General features: G+C 65.2%; 12 protein-coding genes. 8 read left to right on the plus strand and 4 right to left on the minus strand.

The genetic code is table 11. The features are described 5' to 3' along the window. Positions 1–74: 74 nt before the first annotated feature. Positions 75–1,169, plus strand: a complete 1,095-nt coding sequence (locus M2390_RS03355; RefSeq protein WP_259177043.1) for a hypothetical protein — start codon at positions 75–77, stop codon at positions 1,167–1,169. A 14-nt stretch (positions 1,170–1,183) separates the two neighbouring features. On the opposite strand, the gene M2390_RS03360 is transcribed toward M2390_RS03355, so the two are convergent. Continuing rightward, a complete protein-coding gene (locus M2390_RS03360) occupies positions 1,184–1,852 on the minus strand; it encodes a CYTH domain-containing protein (RefSeq protein WP_259177044.1) in 669 nt (222 codons plus the stop codon). Between the two features lie 142 nt (positions 1,853–1,994). Further along, positions 1,995–2,960, minus strand: a complete 966-nt coding sequence (dapD, locus tag M2390_RS03365) for a 2,3,4,5-tetrahydropyridine-2,6-dicarboxylate N-succinyltransferase (protein ID WP_121687057.1) — start codon at positions 2,958–2,960, stop codon at positions 1,995–1,997. A gap of 135 nt (positions 2,961–3,095) precedes the next feature. On the opposite strand from dapD, the gene dapE reads away from it, so the two are divergent. The 6 genes from dapE to M2390_RS03395 all read left to right on the plus strand — a co-directional run bounded on the left by dapE (position 3,096) and on the right by M2390_RS03395 (position 10,162). Beyond that, positions 3,096–4,196 (plus strand): succinyl-diaminopimelate desuccinylase, encoded by a 1,101-nt coding sequence (gene dapE, locus M2390_RS03370; RefSeq protein WP_121687056.1) that lies wholly within the window; start codon positions 3,096–3,098, stop codon positions 4,194–4,196. A gap of 321 nt (positions 4,197–4,517) precedes the next feature. Continuing rightward, positions 4,518–4,691, plus strand: a complete 174-nt coding sequence (locus M2390_RS03375) for a DUF3117 domain-containing protein (protein ID WP_081863887.1) — start codon at positions 4,518–4,520, stop codon at positions 4,689–4,691. Positions 4,692–4,944: 253 nt separating this feature from the next. Continuing rightward, positions 4,945–6,000, plus strand: coding sequence for a LacI family DNA-binding transcriptional regulator (locus tag M2390_RS03380; RefSeq protein WP_259177047.1), 1,056 nt, complete (start codon positions 4,945–4,947; stop codon positions 5,998–6,000). A 197-nt stretch (positions 6,001–6,197) separates the two neighbouring features. Further along, the gene (gene mmsA, locus M2390_RS03385; protein WP_259177048.1) at positions 6,198–7,748 is read left to right on the plus strand and encodes a multiple monosaccharide ABC transporter ATP-binding protein; all 1,551 of its coding nucleotides are present in this window, start codon (positions 6,198–6,200) and stop codon (positions 7,746–7,748) included. Positions 7,749–7,753: 5 nt separating this feature from the next. Next, positions 7,754–9,010: a multiple monosaccharide ABC transporter permease gene (gene mmsB, locus M2390_RS03390; protein WP_259177369.1), complete on the plus strand. Its 1,257-nt coding sequence runs from the start codon at positions 7,754–7,756 to the stop codon at positions 9,008–9,010. Between the two features lie 45 nt (positions 9,011–9,055). Further along, entirely contained in the window at positions 9,056–10,162 is a 1,107-nt protein-coding gene (locus M2390_RS03395; protein ID WP_121687052.1) for a sugar-binding protein, read from the plus strand. A gap of 110 nt (positions 10,163–10,272) precedes the next feature. On the opposite strand, the gene M2390_RS03400 is transcribed toward M2390_RS03395, so the two are convergent. Continuing rightward, the gene (locus tag M2390_RS03400) at positions 10,273–10,902 is read right to left on the minus strand and encodes an O-methyltransferase (RefSeq protein WP_030148514.1); all 630 of its coding nucleotides are present in this window, start codon (positions 10,900–10,902) and stop codon (positions 10,273–10,275) included. Positions 10,903–10,989: 87 nt separating this feature from the next. Here M2390_RS03400 and M2390_RS03405 point away from each other — a divergent pair, with 87 nt between their 5' ends. Further along, positions 10,990–11,574 (plus strand): hypothetical protein, encoded by a 585-nt coding sequence (locus tag M2390_RS03405; RefSeq protein WP_259177052.1) that lies wholly within the window; start codon positions 10,990–10,992, stop codon positions 11,572–11,574. Here M2390_RS03405 and M2390_RS03410 read toward each other — a convergent pair. Continuing rightward, a complete protein-coding gene (locus M2390_RS03410; RefSeq protein WP_259177053.1) occupies positions 11,571–14,396 on the minus strand; it encodes a hypothetical protein in 2,826 nt (941 codons plus the stop codon). The genes M2390_RS03405 and M2390_RS03410 overlap by 4 nt on opposite strands. Positions 14,397–14,462 lie beyond the last annotated feature (66 nt).

A 14,462-nucleotide genomic window follows, 5' to 3' on the forward strand; every position in this document is an offset into this window, starting at 1 on the left:
TTCGTGTCGATAACGATTGTCGCCTCATCACGTTATATCTCCACGATGATCCGGGCGCTGGGTAGGCTCGGGGGATGACTCTGGATCCCTCTGTCTCTCAGCACGCCCAAGAACCACAGCCGCACTCAACCGATCGCGTACCGTCGGATCGGCACTGGCGTGGAACCCGACTGCTGGCCCTGGGCATCGGTACCGGATTTCTTGTCCTGGTGCTGGGTTTTCTGGTGCCGGCGGCGTTCGGGATTGCCTCGGATGCGGCGAGTCTTCTCAAACTGATGTGGGTCCCCGTCATGGCCGGTGCCGTGCTCACCGCGTGTGTCGGCGAGGCCGTTCGGCGATGGACCTACTCGCATACCGCCCTGGTGATCGCCTCGGTTGTGGTGGTCGGTGTTTCACTGACCGTTCCCTTCCTCGCCCTGGGCGGGGTCCAGGCGGCGACCCGACTGATGGATTCCCGCCTCATCTTCATGAACTTCCAGACCCGGGCACAGGACCAGCTGCTGCTGACCCTGCTGGCGGGGGTCGTGGTGATCCTCATCGCGCTGTCGATTGTGTTGCTGAAGCGGACTCCCGTTCGGCCCACCCGTAAGGCGTATCGCCTCTGGATCACCGTGAACTGGGTGGCCCCGATCCTGATCGCCGTCCTGCTCCTGGTTGATCTGATGGGACCCGGAAGCCCTACGGAACAGCCGGCCAGCCTGCTGATGGGTTTCCTGACCGGTGGACCGATCTTCATGGTGTACCTGGTTTTCACCTCAGCACCGGGTTATCTGCTTGCGGCCGTCCTCGCGCTGGCATTCCTCGTTGCCGCCTGGGTGTATTCGGGCTGGCACGGGTTTGACCTGCGCCGCCGCACCTTTACCACAAAGCGCCGGGCCGCGTTTGTGCTGATCCTGCTCTCCATCCCACTCAGCATTACCGGCTGGATGCTGGCGACGGGCCGCATGACCGAGGGCTGGCTGAGCTCGGTTGCACCGCTGGCCACTCCACTCACCGCGGCGCAGATTCCTCAGATTCCGATCACACTCTGCCTGGTGGCCGCGCTGCTCTGCCTGGGAGCCGCGCTTGCGCTATGCCGCTCCGGTGCCGTCCTCAGCCTGCTGCTGATGACGGGGTTGCTCGCGGTGATCGCGCTACCGTCGATCTGGAGCGCCGCCCCGGGCCTGTAGCCCTGGGCGGAAGGCTAGCGGCCCAGCGCGCGGGCGATCTTCGAGTGCGAGGAGGCGGCGACCGCGCCGGCCTCGGCCAGGCGAGCCTCGACCGCTCCGAGTAGGGTGTTCGCCTCGGCTTCGGCGGCCTCGTCGTTTGCGGTGGCACCGGGCAGCGGCAGGAATTCGGCCTCCCACTCGCGCCACGAGCGGGTGATGTCCGCGGAAACGTCGTGGGCGATGACCGTGTCATCGGCGATCTCCACCCGAACGTTGCCGTCGGAGTCGCGTAGGGTCACGATGGTGCGGGTGGTGCGCAGGATCGCAATCGGGGCAAAGACCGCGTCAGCCAGGCCCAGTCGGGTGGCCAGCTCGGTACGGACGGCCGCGGGAATTGCCACCGGGGTCGCGTCATCGGACGCGGGATCGACCGACTCATCCAGTGGCCACTGCGTCTCGAATCGTCCCTGCGGGGTATCGGCCTTGATGTGCCAGCCCGCATCGTGCCCGCCCTCGCGGCGTCGCAGCGCGGTGCGGGCGCGAGCCAGGTCGCCATCCGCGGTGTCCAGATAGCTTGCGGCCAGCTCAAACGTGTGGGGAGCGTCGGCCAGCAAACCGGGCACGGCACCGGTCAGATCCGGCAGCACCGCCGCATCGGGGACGTCATACTTACGTTCGATCTCGCGGGCTTCAGAAGCAGTCATGATTCCAGTGTGCCGGGAAACACCGCGCCGCACCAAGGACGAACCGACGCGAGCGGACACACAACCCGGTGGGGCCGCGCGAGACCGGTGAAACACACAACCGGCCGGAGCGAATCGCCCCGGCCGGTTGTGTAGAAGATGCCTACGCGTGCAGCGCGGCGTTCAGGACGATGCCCACACCCGAGCGCGGCAGGACCTCCACGCCACCGCTCAGCGAGTTGCGACGGAACAGCAGGTTGGCCACACCGGAGAGCTCGGCGGCCTTGACCCGGCGCGGCTCGGCACGGTCGCCATCCAGCAGGGTGACCTTGGTACCGGCGGTCACGTACAGACCCGCCTCCACCACGCAGTCATCACCGATCGAGATGCCGATACCCGAGTTGGCACCCAGCAGCGAGCGCTCGCCGATGGTGATGCGCTGGGTTCCACCGCCGGAGAGGGTGCCCATGATCGAGGCACCACCACCGATGTCCGATCCGTTGCCCACCACCACACCCTGGGAGATGCGGCCCTCAACCATCGAGGTGCCCACGGTGCCGGCGTTGAAGTTCACAAAGCCCTCGTGCATGACGGTGGTGCCCGGGGCGAGGTGTGCGCCGAGGCGGACGCGGGAGGCATCGGCGATGCGGACACCGGCGGGGCTCACGTAGTCCAGCAGGCGGGGGAACTTGTCCAGGCCCACCGGGCTGATGCCCGCACGGGTCAGACGGGGACGGTTGGCGTCGAAGAATTCGGGCTCAACCGGTCCGGCGGTGGTCCACATGACGTTCGGCAGGAACGCAAAGATCCCGTCGAGGTTGATCGTGTTGGGGGCCACCTTGAGGTGGCTGAGCAGGTGCAGACGCAGGTAGGCGTCGCTCGTGCTGGCGGGTGCCTCGGACAGCGTGATCTCCACGGTCACGGCTTCCAGACGCACGCCGCGGCGCTCATCCGGTCCGGTCAGATCCTCAATCTCGGCGGGGGTGAACCAGCGCTCGCGACCCTCGGGCAGGGTGCCCAGCTCGGGTGCGGGGTACCAGGTGTCCAGGACGGTACCGGCGTCGGTGATGGTCGCGAGGCCATAGCCCCAGGCGTTGGCGGGGGTCGCGGCGGAATCAGTTGCACTCATGCTGTAAGGCTAGCGAATTCGGGCCGGATACGCGTCTGTGTGTCGCTGCACATGCTTGCGAATTCGCGGTTTCCGGCGATATTCACGCCGATATCCACGCATGGTCGGTGGCCCGAACACCCTAGACTCGAGGGTATGTCCACGCCTATCGCCCTCCCGTTTGACCTGTCCGCCGGAACCGTGGAGCTCACCCGTGAGATCTGTGATGAAGCCTCGGTGTCCGGTGCCGAAGCACACCTGGTGGATCGTCTGGTGGCAACCCTCGAGGGATTCGACCACCTGGAACTGATCCGTCACGGCAACACCCTGACCGCGCGTACCAACCTGGGCCGTGCCCAGCGGGTGATCATCGCCGGGCACGTGGATACCGTCCCGATCAACAACAACCTGCCGATTCGTCGCGAGCTCGTGGACGGAATCGACCACCTGATCGGACGTGGGACCGTGGACATGAAGGGGGGCGTGGCCGTGCAGGTGGCGCTCGCCGCCGAGCTGACCGATCCCGCGGTGGACATCACCTGGATGTGGTACGACAACGAGGAGGTCTCCAGCGACCTCAACGGATTGCGCCTGCTCGCCGAGGCTCGCCCCGACCTGTTTGAGGGCGACTTCGCGATTCTTGGCGAACCGACCCGGGCCGAAATCGAGGGTGGATGCAACGGAACCGTGCGGATTGAGGTGCGTACCCGCGGTTTGCGAGCACACTCGGCGCGCGCCTGGGTGGGGGAGAACGCGATCCACGCGGCCGCCCCGATCCTGGAAAAGCTTGCCGCCTATCAGCCCGCCCAGATCGAGGTTGAGGGCCTGGTCTACCGAGAGGGTCTAAATGCCGTGGGGATCACCGGCGGCATCGCGGGCAACGTGATTCCCGACGAGTGTATGGTGCACATCAACTACCGCTTCGCCCCGAATAAGAGTGCCGACGAGGCCATCGCCCACCTTACCGACCTGTTCGGCGAGTGGGATATCACCGTGGTGGATCGTGCCGAGGGTGCCCGTCCGGGCCTCGACGCCCCCCTCGCGAAGCGATTCCTCACCGCCCTGGGAGTGCCCGCGCTGCCCAAGTATGGCTGGACGGATGTGGCGCGTTTCTCGGCTCTGGGCATCCCCGCGGTGAACTATGGACCCGGCGATCCGCTGCGTGCCCACGCCGACGATGAGCGCGTCGCGGTGGCGGAAATTGAGGACTGCGAGCGGGGTCTGCGGGCTTGGTTGAGCACCTCCGATTTGGACTAAAAGCCACCTTCGACACCTCACCGAGCGAGGATATTCGGTCCAATTTCGGTGGTTTTTGCCGCACCGGTGATATTAACAATACGCGGATTTACTGACGCAAATTGCATGCCGATGTGTTTGGCGATTGGGATCTGCGCATCCGGCTAAACACCCGATCAGCAGATTGTTAGACGGCGGCTGCGGGCTTGTCGCGCGGCCGTTGAGAATGACATTCCATGTCCGTTATGTCGGGTTGTCTGGATCGTCATAAGTCGCCTTGGATTTCCACGGGTGCCCCAAATGGCTGATAATGGGAACAGGAAACCACGGAAGGGGAACCGAATGGCAGCGATGAAGCCCAGGACTGGGGACGGACCGATGGAGGCCGTGAAGGAAGGGCGCCTGATCATCGTGCGTGTCCCACTTGAGGGGGGCGGACGACTCGTGGTCTCCGTGAACGACGAAGAGGCGAAGGAACTTCACCAGGTACTCTCGGGGGTCGTGGCGCCCGCATAGGCTCACTCCCATCAACCGCCCCGGCGTCTGTGTTCAGACGCCGGGGCGGATTTGTCGGAGCCGTCGAAACGATTCGACCGTGTCGCCGATAAAGTTCATGGCGTGTATGCGGACGTGTTGTATCGTGTGGAAGGTAGCCGCGCCGACTCGTTTCGGCCCTGCTCCCGGGAAGGCCACCGCTCGCCTTGTGAGGCCCGGAATTCTTATTTGCGGGTGGCATCGCCGCTTTCCCGCACAGCTCTGAGGAGTCTTAGTGAACGCACGACCAGCCGGTCGGGCACCCAATATCCGCGATGTCGCGGCGGCCGCGGGGGTGTCCCACCAAACCGTGTCCCGGGTGCTCAATAACTCACCCAAGATCCGGGATAAAACCCGGCTCGCGGTGCTCGCCGCGATCGAGGAAATCGGGTATCGCCCCAATCAGGCGGCGCGGGTTTTGGCCAGTCAGCGCACCCGCATGATCGGGGTGTTATCCACCCATTCGACCGCGCTGTACGGTCCGCAGGCCATCATGATCGCGATGGAGCAGGAGGCCAACGCCAACGGCTACCGCCTGGCGCTGGTTACCGCGATGGGGATCGGCGTGGGTGTCGAGGACGATATCGAGCGCCTCCTCGCCCAGGGGGTCGAGGCGATCGTGGTGATCGCGCCCCAGGCCAAGCTGGTATCCACCGTGGCCGCGGCCGCCCCCGGGGTGCCGCTGTTTGTGGCGGACTCGCTGGATCGACCCGGTGCGTTCAACGTGGCCGTCAACCAGTATCAGGGCTCCTATCAGGCGGTTCAGCATCTGATCGAGCTCGGCCATACCGAGATTCTGCACGTGGGTGGTCCGCAAAACTGGATCGAGGCCGACGAGCGGATGCAGGGGTTCTTGGCGGCAATCGGCGAGGCCGAGCTGCGCATGCACCCGCCAATCCTCGGCGAACACACCGCGAGTTTTGGCTATCAGGCGGGCAAGGAGCTGCTGCGCGGTGACCCGTTCACCGCGGTGTTTGCGCTCAACGATCAGGTGGCGCTCGGGCTCATCCACGCGTTTCGGGAGGCCGGGGTGCGGGTACCCGAGGATGTGAGCGTGGTCGGATTCGACGATGTCCCCGACGCCGGTCACTTTTTCCCGCCGCTGACCACCGTGCGGCAGGACTTTTCAGCCGTGGGTCGGCGGATGGTGCAGGAGGTGATCGCGCAGCTCGAGGGGGAGGGTGCGCGGTCGGTCATTCTGCCGGCGCCGCTGCTCGTTCGCGAGTCCTCCGCTCGGGTTCCGACACGCCAGAACTGGCCCGAGAAGAACCGCGAAAACTCGCCAGAGTAGGCCCCCCAGAAGAATCGTTATCTCTCCGAGATTGACATCCTCACCGGGTTGGGCCTAATTTATTCATACCAAATGTGAACGGTCACATTTGGACCAAAAGCCCCACTCCGAGAGTGGGAGTGACAACGTTGTCCAGCGAAAGGGAGCCATGCTCACTGTCATCATCGCGCCGACCCGAATCCGGGAGGTGTTCCCCGATGGCCGCTAAGCCCAACATCCTCGAGATGGTGAACATCACCAAGGAATTCCCCGGTGTTCTTGCCCTCTCCGAGGTCAACCTGGCGGTGCGCGCCGGCGAAGTTCACGCCATCTGTGGCGAGAACGGTGCCGGGAAGTCGACCCTCATGAAGGTTCTGTCGGGGGTGTACCCGTTCGGAAGCTACAGCGGCGACATCGTCTACCAGAACGAGGTGCAGCGCTTCCGCGACATTCGCGCCAGTGAGGCCGCCGGAATCGTGATCATCCACCAGGAGCTCGCGCTGATCCCCGAACTCTCGATCGCCGAGAACATCTTCCTCGGCAACGAGGTCACCAAGCGTGGAGCCATCGACTGGGAGGCCACCCGCCTCGCCGCAGTCGAACTGCTCGCTCGGGTGGGCCTGAGCGAGGACCCCGACACCCAGATCAAGGACATCGGTGTGGGCAAGCAGCAGCTGGTGGAGATCGCCAAGGCGCTCGCCAAGCAGGTCAAGCTGCTCATCCTGGATGAGCCGACCGCGGCCCTCAACGAGACCGACTCGCAGCACCTGCTCGACCTCATCAAGGGCCTGCAGGGACGCGGAATCTCCTCGATCATCATCTCCCACAAGCTCAACGAGATCGCTCAGATCGCCGACTCGATCACCATCATCCGTGACGGCCACGCGATCGAAACCCTCCGGGTGGACGAGGGCGCGGTGGATGAGGACCGGATCATCCGCGGCATGGTGGGACGCAGCCTGCAGTCCCGCTTCCCCGATCGCATTGCGACCGTGGGGGAGTCCTTCTTTGAGGTGCATGACTGGACCGTTCAGCACCCCACCTCAAGTGAGCGTATGGTCTGCAAGGGCGAGACCCTGCATGTGCGCCGCGGCGAGGTGGTGGGCCTTGCCGGCCTCGTGGGTGCCGGCCGTACGGAGCTTGCGATGAGCGTCTTTGGGCGCTCGTACGGCAACTTCATCTCGGGAACCATCATCAAGGACGGCCAGGAGATCCAGATTCGCAACGTGGCCGAGGCCATTAGGCACGGCATCGCCTACGTGAGCGAGGACCGCAAGGCCCTCGGGCTCAACCTGCTGGATGACATCAAGCGCTCAATCGTTTCGGCAAAGCTCTCCAAGATTTCCCCCGCGGGCGTTGTCAACGAGGGTGCCGAGCACGAGGTCGCCGAGGACTACCGCGGGAAGCTGCGCATCAAGACGTCGAGTGTCGAAAGCGGTGTGGATACCCTGTCCGGTGGAAACCAGCAGAAGGTGGTGCTCGCCAAGTGGATGTTCACCGACCCGGACATCCTGATCCTCGATGAGCCCACCCGCGGCATCGATGTCGGTGCCAAGTTTGAGATCTACACGATCATCCAGCAGCTCGCCGCACAGGGGAAGGGCATCATCCTGATCTCCTCCGAGCTCCCCGAGCTGCTTGGCCTTTCGGACCGTATCTACACGATCTTCGAGGGTGCCATCACCAACGAATTCACGGCCGAAACGGCCGACCCAGAACTGCTCATGAAGAGCATGACCGCCACCCAAAAGAAAGCGAATGCAGCATGAGCGGCATCAAAGACCTGAAGAAGATCTTCGGAAACGGCAACACCTCGAGCCTGCGTCAGCTGGGTATCCTGGTCAGCCTGGTAGTGATCATCCTGCTCTTCAACGGTCTCACCGACGGCGCGACCCTGCTGCCCACCAACCTGAGCAACGTTGTCTCGCAGAACTCCTACATCCTGATCCTGGCGATCGGTATGGTCATGGTGATCATCGCCGGCCACATCGACCTGTCGGTGGGTTCGGTCGCCGCCCTGACCGGCGTGATCGTGGCCAAGATGATGAACGACTTCAACGTACCCTGGCCGCTGGCGATCATCGCCGGTCTGCTGGTGGGTCTGATCATCGGTGCCTGGCAGGGCTTCTGGGTGGCCTACGTGGGTATCCCCGCGTTCATCGTGACCCTCGCCGGTATGATGCTCTTCCGCGGTCTGCAGCTCATGATCGGTAACTCCACCGCCGTTCCGGTTCCGAACGACTACCAGTCGCTCCTCGCCGGCGTGCTGCCCGAGGTGGGCCCGAACACCGGGTTCAACAACCTCACCCTGCTGCTCGGACTGGTCGCCGTGATCGCGGTCATCTGGCGCGACCTTCGTGCCCGTCGCGCCGCCGTGCGCACCGGTGCCGAAGCCGTCCCGACCTGGGTGGTTGTGGTTCGCCTCGCACTGCTGACCGCGATCATCGGTTTCGCCACCTTCCTGTTCGCCGGTGCCGACGTGGGCAAGAGCTTCCCGAACTCGGGTATTGTGCTCATCGTCCTGATCCTGCTCTACTCGTTCCTGACTCGTCGCACCATCATCGGCCGTCACATCTACGCGGTGGGTGGCAATAAGCGGGCCGCCGAGCTCTCCGGTGTCAACACCAAGCGCATCAACTTCCTTGTCATGATGAACATGTCGATGCTCGCGGCCCTCGCCGGAATGCTCTACATCGCCCGTGCCGGTGCCGCCGGTGCCATGGACGGTACCAACTGGGAGCTCGACGCGATCGCCGCCGTCTTCATCGGTGGTGCCGCGGTGGCCGGTGGTATCGGAACCGTTCCGGGTTCGATCATCGGTGGTCTGGTCATGGCCTTCCTGAACAACGGTCTCCAGCTGATCGGTGTGGGCTCCGACAAGGTGCTCATCATCAAGGGCCTCGTGCTCCTCGCCGCCGTTGCCATCGACGTGATCAACAAGAACAGCGGTCGATTCTCCGTCATCGGTGCCCTCACCTCCCGTCGCAACCGCAACGGTGACGAGCTGGGCGTCCCGGTCAACAAGTCCTAAATTTTTCCTCGCATCACCACAATCACAAAACAGAAAGAGAAAGCTATGTTCCGCAAGACTGCACTTGCCACCGTCGCCATCGCGGCTGCTGCGGCACTCACCCTCGCCGGCTGCTCCAGCCGTGACGCAGGTACCCCCTCATCCTCCTCGAGCGGCGACGCTGCCGGCTTCGCGAAGGACTCGCTGATCGGTGTGGCACTGCCCGCCAAGACCAGTGAAAACTGGGTTCTCGCCGGTGACCTCTTCACCAACGGTCTGAAGGAAGCCGGATTCAAGGGCGACGTTCAGTACGCCGGTGCCTCGTCGCCGGTTCAGGACCAGCAGAACCAGATCCAGTCCATGGTCACCAAGGGCGCCAAGGTCATCATCATCGGTGCCGCTGATGGTAGCCAGCTCGGCCCGCAGGTCAAGGCGGCAAAGGACGCCGGCGTTACCGTCATCGCCTACGACCGTCTGATCCTCAACACCGAGGACGTGGACTACTACGTGGCCTACGACAACTTCAAGGTTGGCGAGCTGCAGGGTCAGGCCCTGCTCGACGGCATGAAGGCCAAGAAGGCCGAAGGTCCCTACAACATCGAGCTGTTCTCGGGTTCCTCCGATGACGCCAACTCGGCCGTCTTCTTCGACGGTGCGATGAAGGTGCTGCAGCCCAAGATCGACGATGGCACGCTGAAGGTTGTTTCGGGTCAGACCGACATCAAGCAGACCGCCACCGCCGGTTGGAAGGCTGAGAACGCTCAGAACCGTATGGACACCCTGCTTGCCGCCAACTACGCGGGTACCGAGCTGGATGGTGTGCTGTCCCCGAACGACACCCTGGCCCGCGCGATCATCGCGTCGGTCAAGGCCGCCGGCAAGCAGCTCCCGATCGTGACCGGTCAGGACTCCGAGGTGGAGTCGGTCAAGTCCATCATGGCGGGCGAGCAGTACTCGACCATCAACAAGGACACCCGCAATCTGGTCAAGCAGTCCATCGAGATGGTCAAGGAGCTCCAGGAGGGCAAGAAGGTCACCACGAACAACGACAAGGACTACGACAACGGTAAGAAGATCGTTCCCGCTTACCTGCTGCCCCCGGTCATCGTGACCAAGGCCAACGCGGCCGAGGCTTACGCCAACGACCCGACCCTCGCACCGCTCACCAAGTAACACCGAGTAGCGAACCCACGGCGGGCGGGATCTTCGGATCCCGCCCGCCGCGGCGTGTATCGGCACAAAAAAGAGGACCGGCCACCTGGCCGGTCCTCTTTTGTGCGTGGTTAGGCGCGGATGGTGAGCTGCAGCAGGCCGTCGCCCGCGGGGGAGAGGGCGCTGACCACGGCGCTGGATGCGGCGATCTCCTCCACCAGGGTGCGGAACGCGGTGGTGATGTCGTCGCGCTTGGCGGGGTCGGCCACGTGTCCCTGCCAGAGGGCGTGCGGGACCAGCACGGTGCCGCCGGGACGCACCAGGCGCAGCGCGTGCTCGACAGTTTCGATGACCTGGGCGGGATCGGCATCGACCAGCACGATGTCGTAGCTGTTCTCGTTCATCCGGGTGAGGACGTCGAGGGCCGGACCACCGATCAGGCGCAGGCGCGAGGAGGGGATGCCGGCGTCGGCGAAGGCCTGCTTGGCGGCGGCGAGGTGCTCGGGTTCGTGATCGATCGTGGTGAGCACCGACGTGGCCGAGCCCTCCAGCAACCACAGTCCCGAAACGCCGGCACCGGTGCCGATCTCGATGATGTTGGCGGCACGGCTGGCCGCCGCGAACACGGCGAGCTGAGCGCCGAGCGCGGGGGAGACCGGGGTCAACCCAAACTCAAGCGACTGCGAGCGTGCGCGCCCGATGGCCTCGGACTCGATAACGATGTCGTCGGCGTACTTCCAATTGGAATCCTGTTCGGACACGTGGCTCCCTCCCATGGAAACGATGTCCCCTACTTTACAGGGCGGATAGGGTGCGCGGAGTGCGACGCGGCGCGGTAAGCTGAAGGGGTGTTTGACCTCGGGTTATCGTTCAACAAGCTGCTGATCATCGGCGTGCTTGCGGCGTTCCTGCTGGGTCCCGAACGTCTGCCTCAGCTGGCCTCCCAGCTGGCCCGCCTGGTGCGCTCGCTGCGCGAGATGGCCACCGGAGCCAAGGATCGTCTGAAGGACGATATGGGCGAGGAGTACAACGAGGTCGACTGGAAAAAGCTCGACCCGCGTCAGTATGATCCGCGCCGCATCATCCGCGAGGCTCTGACCGATGAGATGTCGGATACGCCGGGAGCCTCCGTCTCGTCTGCTTCCCCCGGTTCCGCTGCGTCATCGGCGATGGGGGCCGGTGCGAGCGCCGGCTTCACTGCGTCGGCGGGTTCGGCGGGTAACCCGGGGGCCTCCGGGATGAGTGCTGCCGGTTCGGTATCTTCGGGCTCCGGAGCCCACGGTGCTGCTGGCTCGGCCGCTGCGGGCGGTTACTCTTCTTCGGGAGGCTATTCCTCGGGTCCGCGGATCAGCGCCGATGCGACCGCGAGACTGCGCGCAATCATGGCCGGCGAGCCCGTCCTCAACGCCCCGTTCGACCCCGACGCGACCTAGCGGCGAGCGGCCTCCCGGGTGCGCAGCGTGTGGGCCTCGGCGTGCCGATTGAGTGATTCCAGGACCTGGGCCCACTCCTCGATGACCTGTGCGCGGATGGGGGCCTCTGCCGGGACCGAATCGCCGAGGGTCCGGTATCGTTCCAGCGCCTCGTCCGCGCGATCCAGGCGCACCAGAATGCGTGCCTCGTGTACCCCGCTCGCCACCGCGGCACCGGGATCCTCGGCCTGCGCATAGGCGGTCCCCGCGGCTCGGGCGTACGGGAGCGCCTCATCCGCGCGATCCAGCGCGGTCAACGCGCGCGAAATCGAGTCGGTCACGTCGGCGGCGAGCCAGGTGCCATCGGGGATTTCGGCACGCAGAGCCTCCAGCTCGCTCACCCCGGCGGGATCGCCGAAACGCGCCCGGGCAAGGCCTAGCCGGTGCCGGGTTTCCAGGATTGGGCCCAGATCGTCCTGTGCGCGGGCCCAGACGGCGGCGCGCTCCAGACGCTCCACCGCCTCCTCATCCTCCATCCGCATCAGCAGGGCACCCAGGGACAATCCGGCCCGCGTCCCCACCGCGGCAGCCTCGGGGGTATCCACGTGATCGGCGATGTCCATCACCTGGGACCACGCCCCATAGGCAAGCGAGAACTGCTCGGCGTTCGCGGCCGCATCGCCCAGGGTAACTAGGATCTCGGCATCCAGCAGCGGCTCGTCCTCACCGGTCATCCGGTAGGCGGTATCCAGGGTTTCCACCGCGGTTTCCGCGGCCCCTGCCCAGTTCTGATAGCGGCCGAGACTCAGGTGGAGCGAGACCAACCGGTCATCCTCCGCCCGGCGTGCCAGGTCGATGGCGTAGGCGGTGCGAGCGGCGGCCTCGGCGTCACGGTCGAGGGTGCTGAGCATCTGGGCGGTGAAATCCAGCGCGGTGATCTCGATACCGCGATTAGCGCCCCCGCTGACGAGGGCAAGGAACGCCTCGCCATCGCGCAGCGCGGCCTCGGTCTCGCCGCGTTCGGCGTGCAGGGTCGCGCGCTGGAACAGCGTGTGGGCGCGGACAAACCCCGAACCCTGTTCGGCGAGCAGCGCATTCAGGATCCGCAGAGCCTCATCATCCTGGCCCAGACGGCGCTCCAGAACCGCCAGGTGCAGGCCGAGCGAGGGATGGAAAGCATAGGGAATGGGGTCCTGGGTTGCCAGGGTGTAGGCCTCGGCGGCGAGGGCACGGGCCTCGTCCAGACGATCCTCACGGCCGAGCACGTGAGCGAGCGAGGTCAGGACGTGCGCGAGGACGGATGCCGGAGCCCCCACGGCCCGCAGATCCTCGGCCTCCGATCTCAGCAGTGCGAGGTCCTCGATGCTCGCCGCACCGAACTGGAGCATCCCCATCCGCTCCTCGTTCTTGGCATGGTCGATAAAGCCCGCGATGCGCAGCTCATCGATTCGCGCCTCGAGGATGGCGGCTGCGGTGTCGGTCTGGCCCAGATCCCGGCGCATCGAGATCAGCAGCGAGGTGAGAAAAAGGCGTGAGGGCAGATCGTCCCGCGTGATATCCAGGGCGTGCTCGATTGCCGGCACCGCGGTTTCGGGACCACCGGTGAGCGCCAGGAATTCGGCCGCCGCCCGCGCCTGCTCGGGGGTCTGGGTCTCGGCGGGTAGAGCCGATGGCACGGGCTCATAACGTCCGGTGGTGCGGATCGGCGCCGGGAAGTCTGCTCCGAGCAGCGCCCGGGTCTGATCCAGCCGGTGGGCAAAAAACGCATTGCCATTGCGGGCATCAAACACCGTGGCGATGTCTTTCGCGCGCTCCCAGAGGCGTGCGGCCAGCGCGTCGGCCCGGGTATCCTCGCCGCTCAGTTCGGCACCCCAGAGCACTGCCAGGGCCGGATTCTGGGCACCTCGGACCCGTACGGCGCCGTGTCCCTCTGCGTTCAGGGTGTCCAGCAGGAGGGCGATCGCGGCGGCCAGCGAGAAGTGCTGATCCTGGTTGAGTGGATCCGGGACGATCGTCTCCAGCGCGCGCTCCAGCAGCGTCAGACCACGCTCGGCATTGCCGGTGACCGCGCAGAACACCAGTTCAAACGGCAGCAGCTCGAGTAGATCGGGGGAGCGCATGAGCGAGCGGATCGATTCCAGATGGATGGCGCGGGCACGCTCGGCGTTGCCGGTGAGGAGCAGCGGGAGCAGGATTCGGGCCTTTTCATACTCGAGTGAGCAGGTGTGATCCGTGAGCGAATCCTCAAGCAGCGCAACCGCCCCGGCCTGGTCGCCGGCGAGGTGCAGGAAGTAGCCCTCCTCGGCGGTCTGGCACTTGGCGCACCCGGTTTCGGGCTCAACCGGATACCGGTGGCGTTCGTGACGCAGGGTCTCGGCGGCGGCCAGGTCTCCCACGTGATAGGCCACCCGGAAACGAGCAAACACCGCGGTGCGGGGGCTCATGCCCGCGCGGGCATACCGTTCGGCCATCTCATCCAGGCAGCGGTACACCTCGGTGAGCGCGATCGCCGGAATCCAGGTGAGCACCTTGGCCGCCCAGTTGTATTGGAGCAGCAGGTTGAGTCCGGGCGCGTGTGGATTATCACCGAGCAGCGCGGGAAAGCGCTGGGGATCGGCCGCATGCTGACCCGCGCACCACGCAAACGAGGAGAGCATCGCATCCATATCGTGCGTCATGTATGCCGAGGCCGTGAGCCGGACCCGCGCCCGGTAGGCGAGCTCATCCGCACCCAGCTCCTCGGCCAGGAGCACCGCCTGCTCGATCAGGTTGCGTTCCTCCACGCCGACCTGCGTGCGATCGATCTCCTCGATCAGGGCCTCAAACCGTGCCGATTCCACCATTGGATCCTCCCAGAGCGTCACGACACCGAGCCGTAACGAGACCACGATACGGGCACGAGGCCGGGC

Origin of the sequence: Mycetocola sp. BIGb0189, from assembly GCF_024810155.1 — a bacterium.
Classification (GTDB): domain Bacteria; phylum Actinomycetota; class Actinomycetes; order Actinomycetales; family Microbacteriaceae; genus Mycetocola; species Mycetocola lacteus.

Bases quoted from the DNA above. Each gene is read 5' to 3' on its own strand.
- M2390_RS03355 (WP_259177043.1), top strand. From the start codon at position 75: ATGACTCTGGATCCCTCTGTCTCTCAGCACGCCCAAGAACCACAGCCG.
- M2390_RS03360 (WP_259177044.1), bottom strand. From the start codon at position 1,852: ATGACTGCTTCTGAAGCCCGCGAGATCGAACGTAAGTATGACGTCCCC.
- dapD (WP_121687057.1), bottom strand. From the start codon at position 2,960: ATGAGTGCAACTGATTCCGCCGCGACCCCCGCCAACGCCTGGGGCTAT.
- dapE (WP_121687056.1), top strand. From the start codon at position 3,096: ATGTCCACGCCTATCGCCCTCCCGTTTGACCTGTCCGCCGGAACCGTG.
- M2390_RS03375 (WP_081863887.1), top strand. From the start codon at position 4,518: ATGGCAGCGATGAAGCCCAGGACTGGGGACGGACCGATGGAGGCCGTG.
- mmsA (WP_259177048.1), top strand. From the start codon at position 6,198: ATGGCCGCTAAGCCCAACATCCTCGAGATGGTGAACATCACCAAGGAA.
- M2390_RS03395 (WP_121687052.1), top strand. From the start codon at position 9,056: ATGTTCCGCAAGACTGCACTTGCCACCGTCGCCATCGCGGCTGCTGCG.
- M2390_RS03410 (WP_259177053.1), bottom strand. From the start codon at position 14,396: ATGGTGGAATCGGCACGGTTTGAGGCCCTGATCGAGGAGATCGATCGC.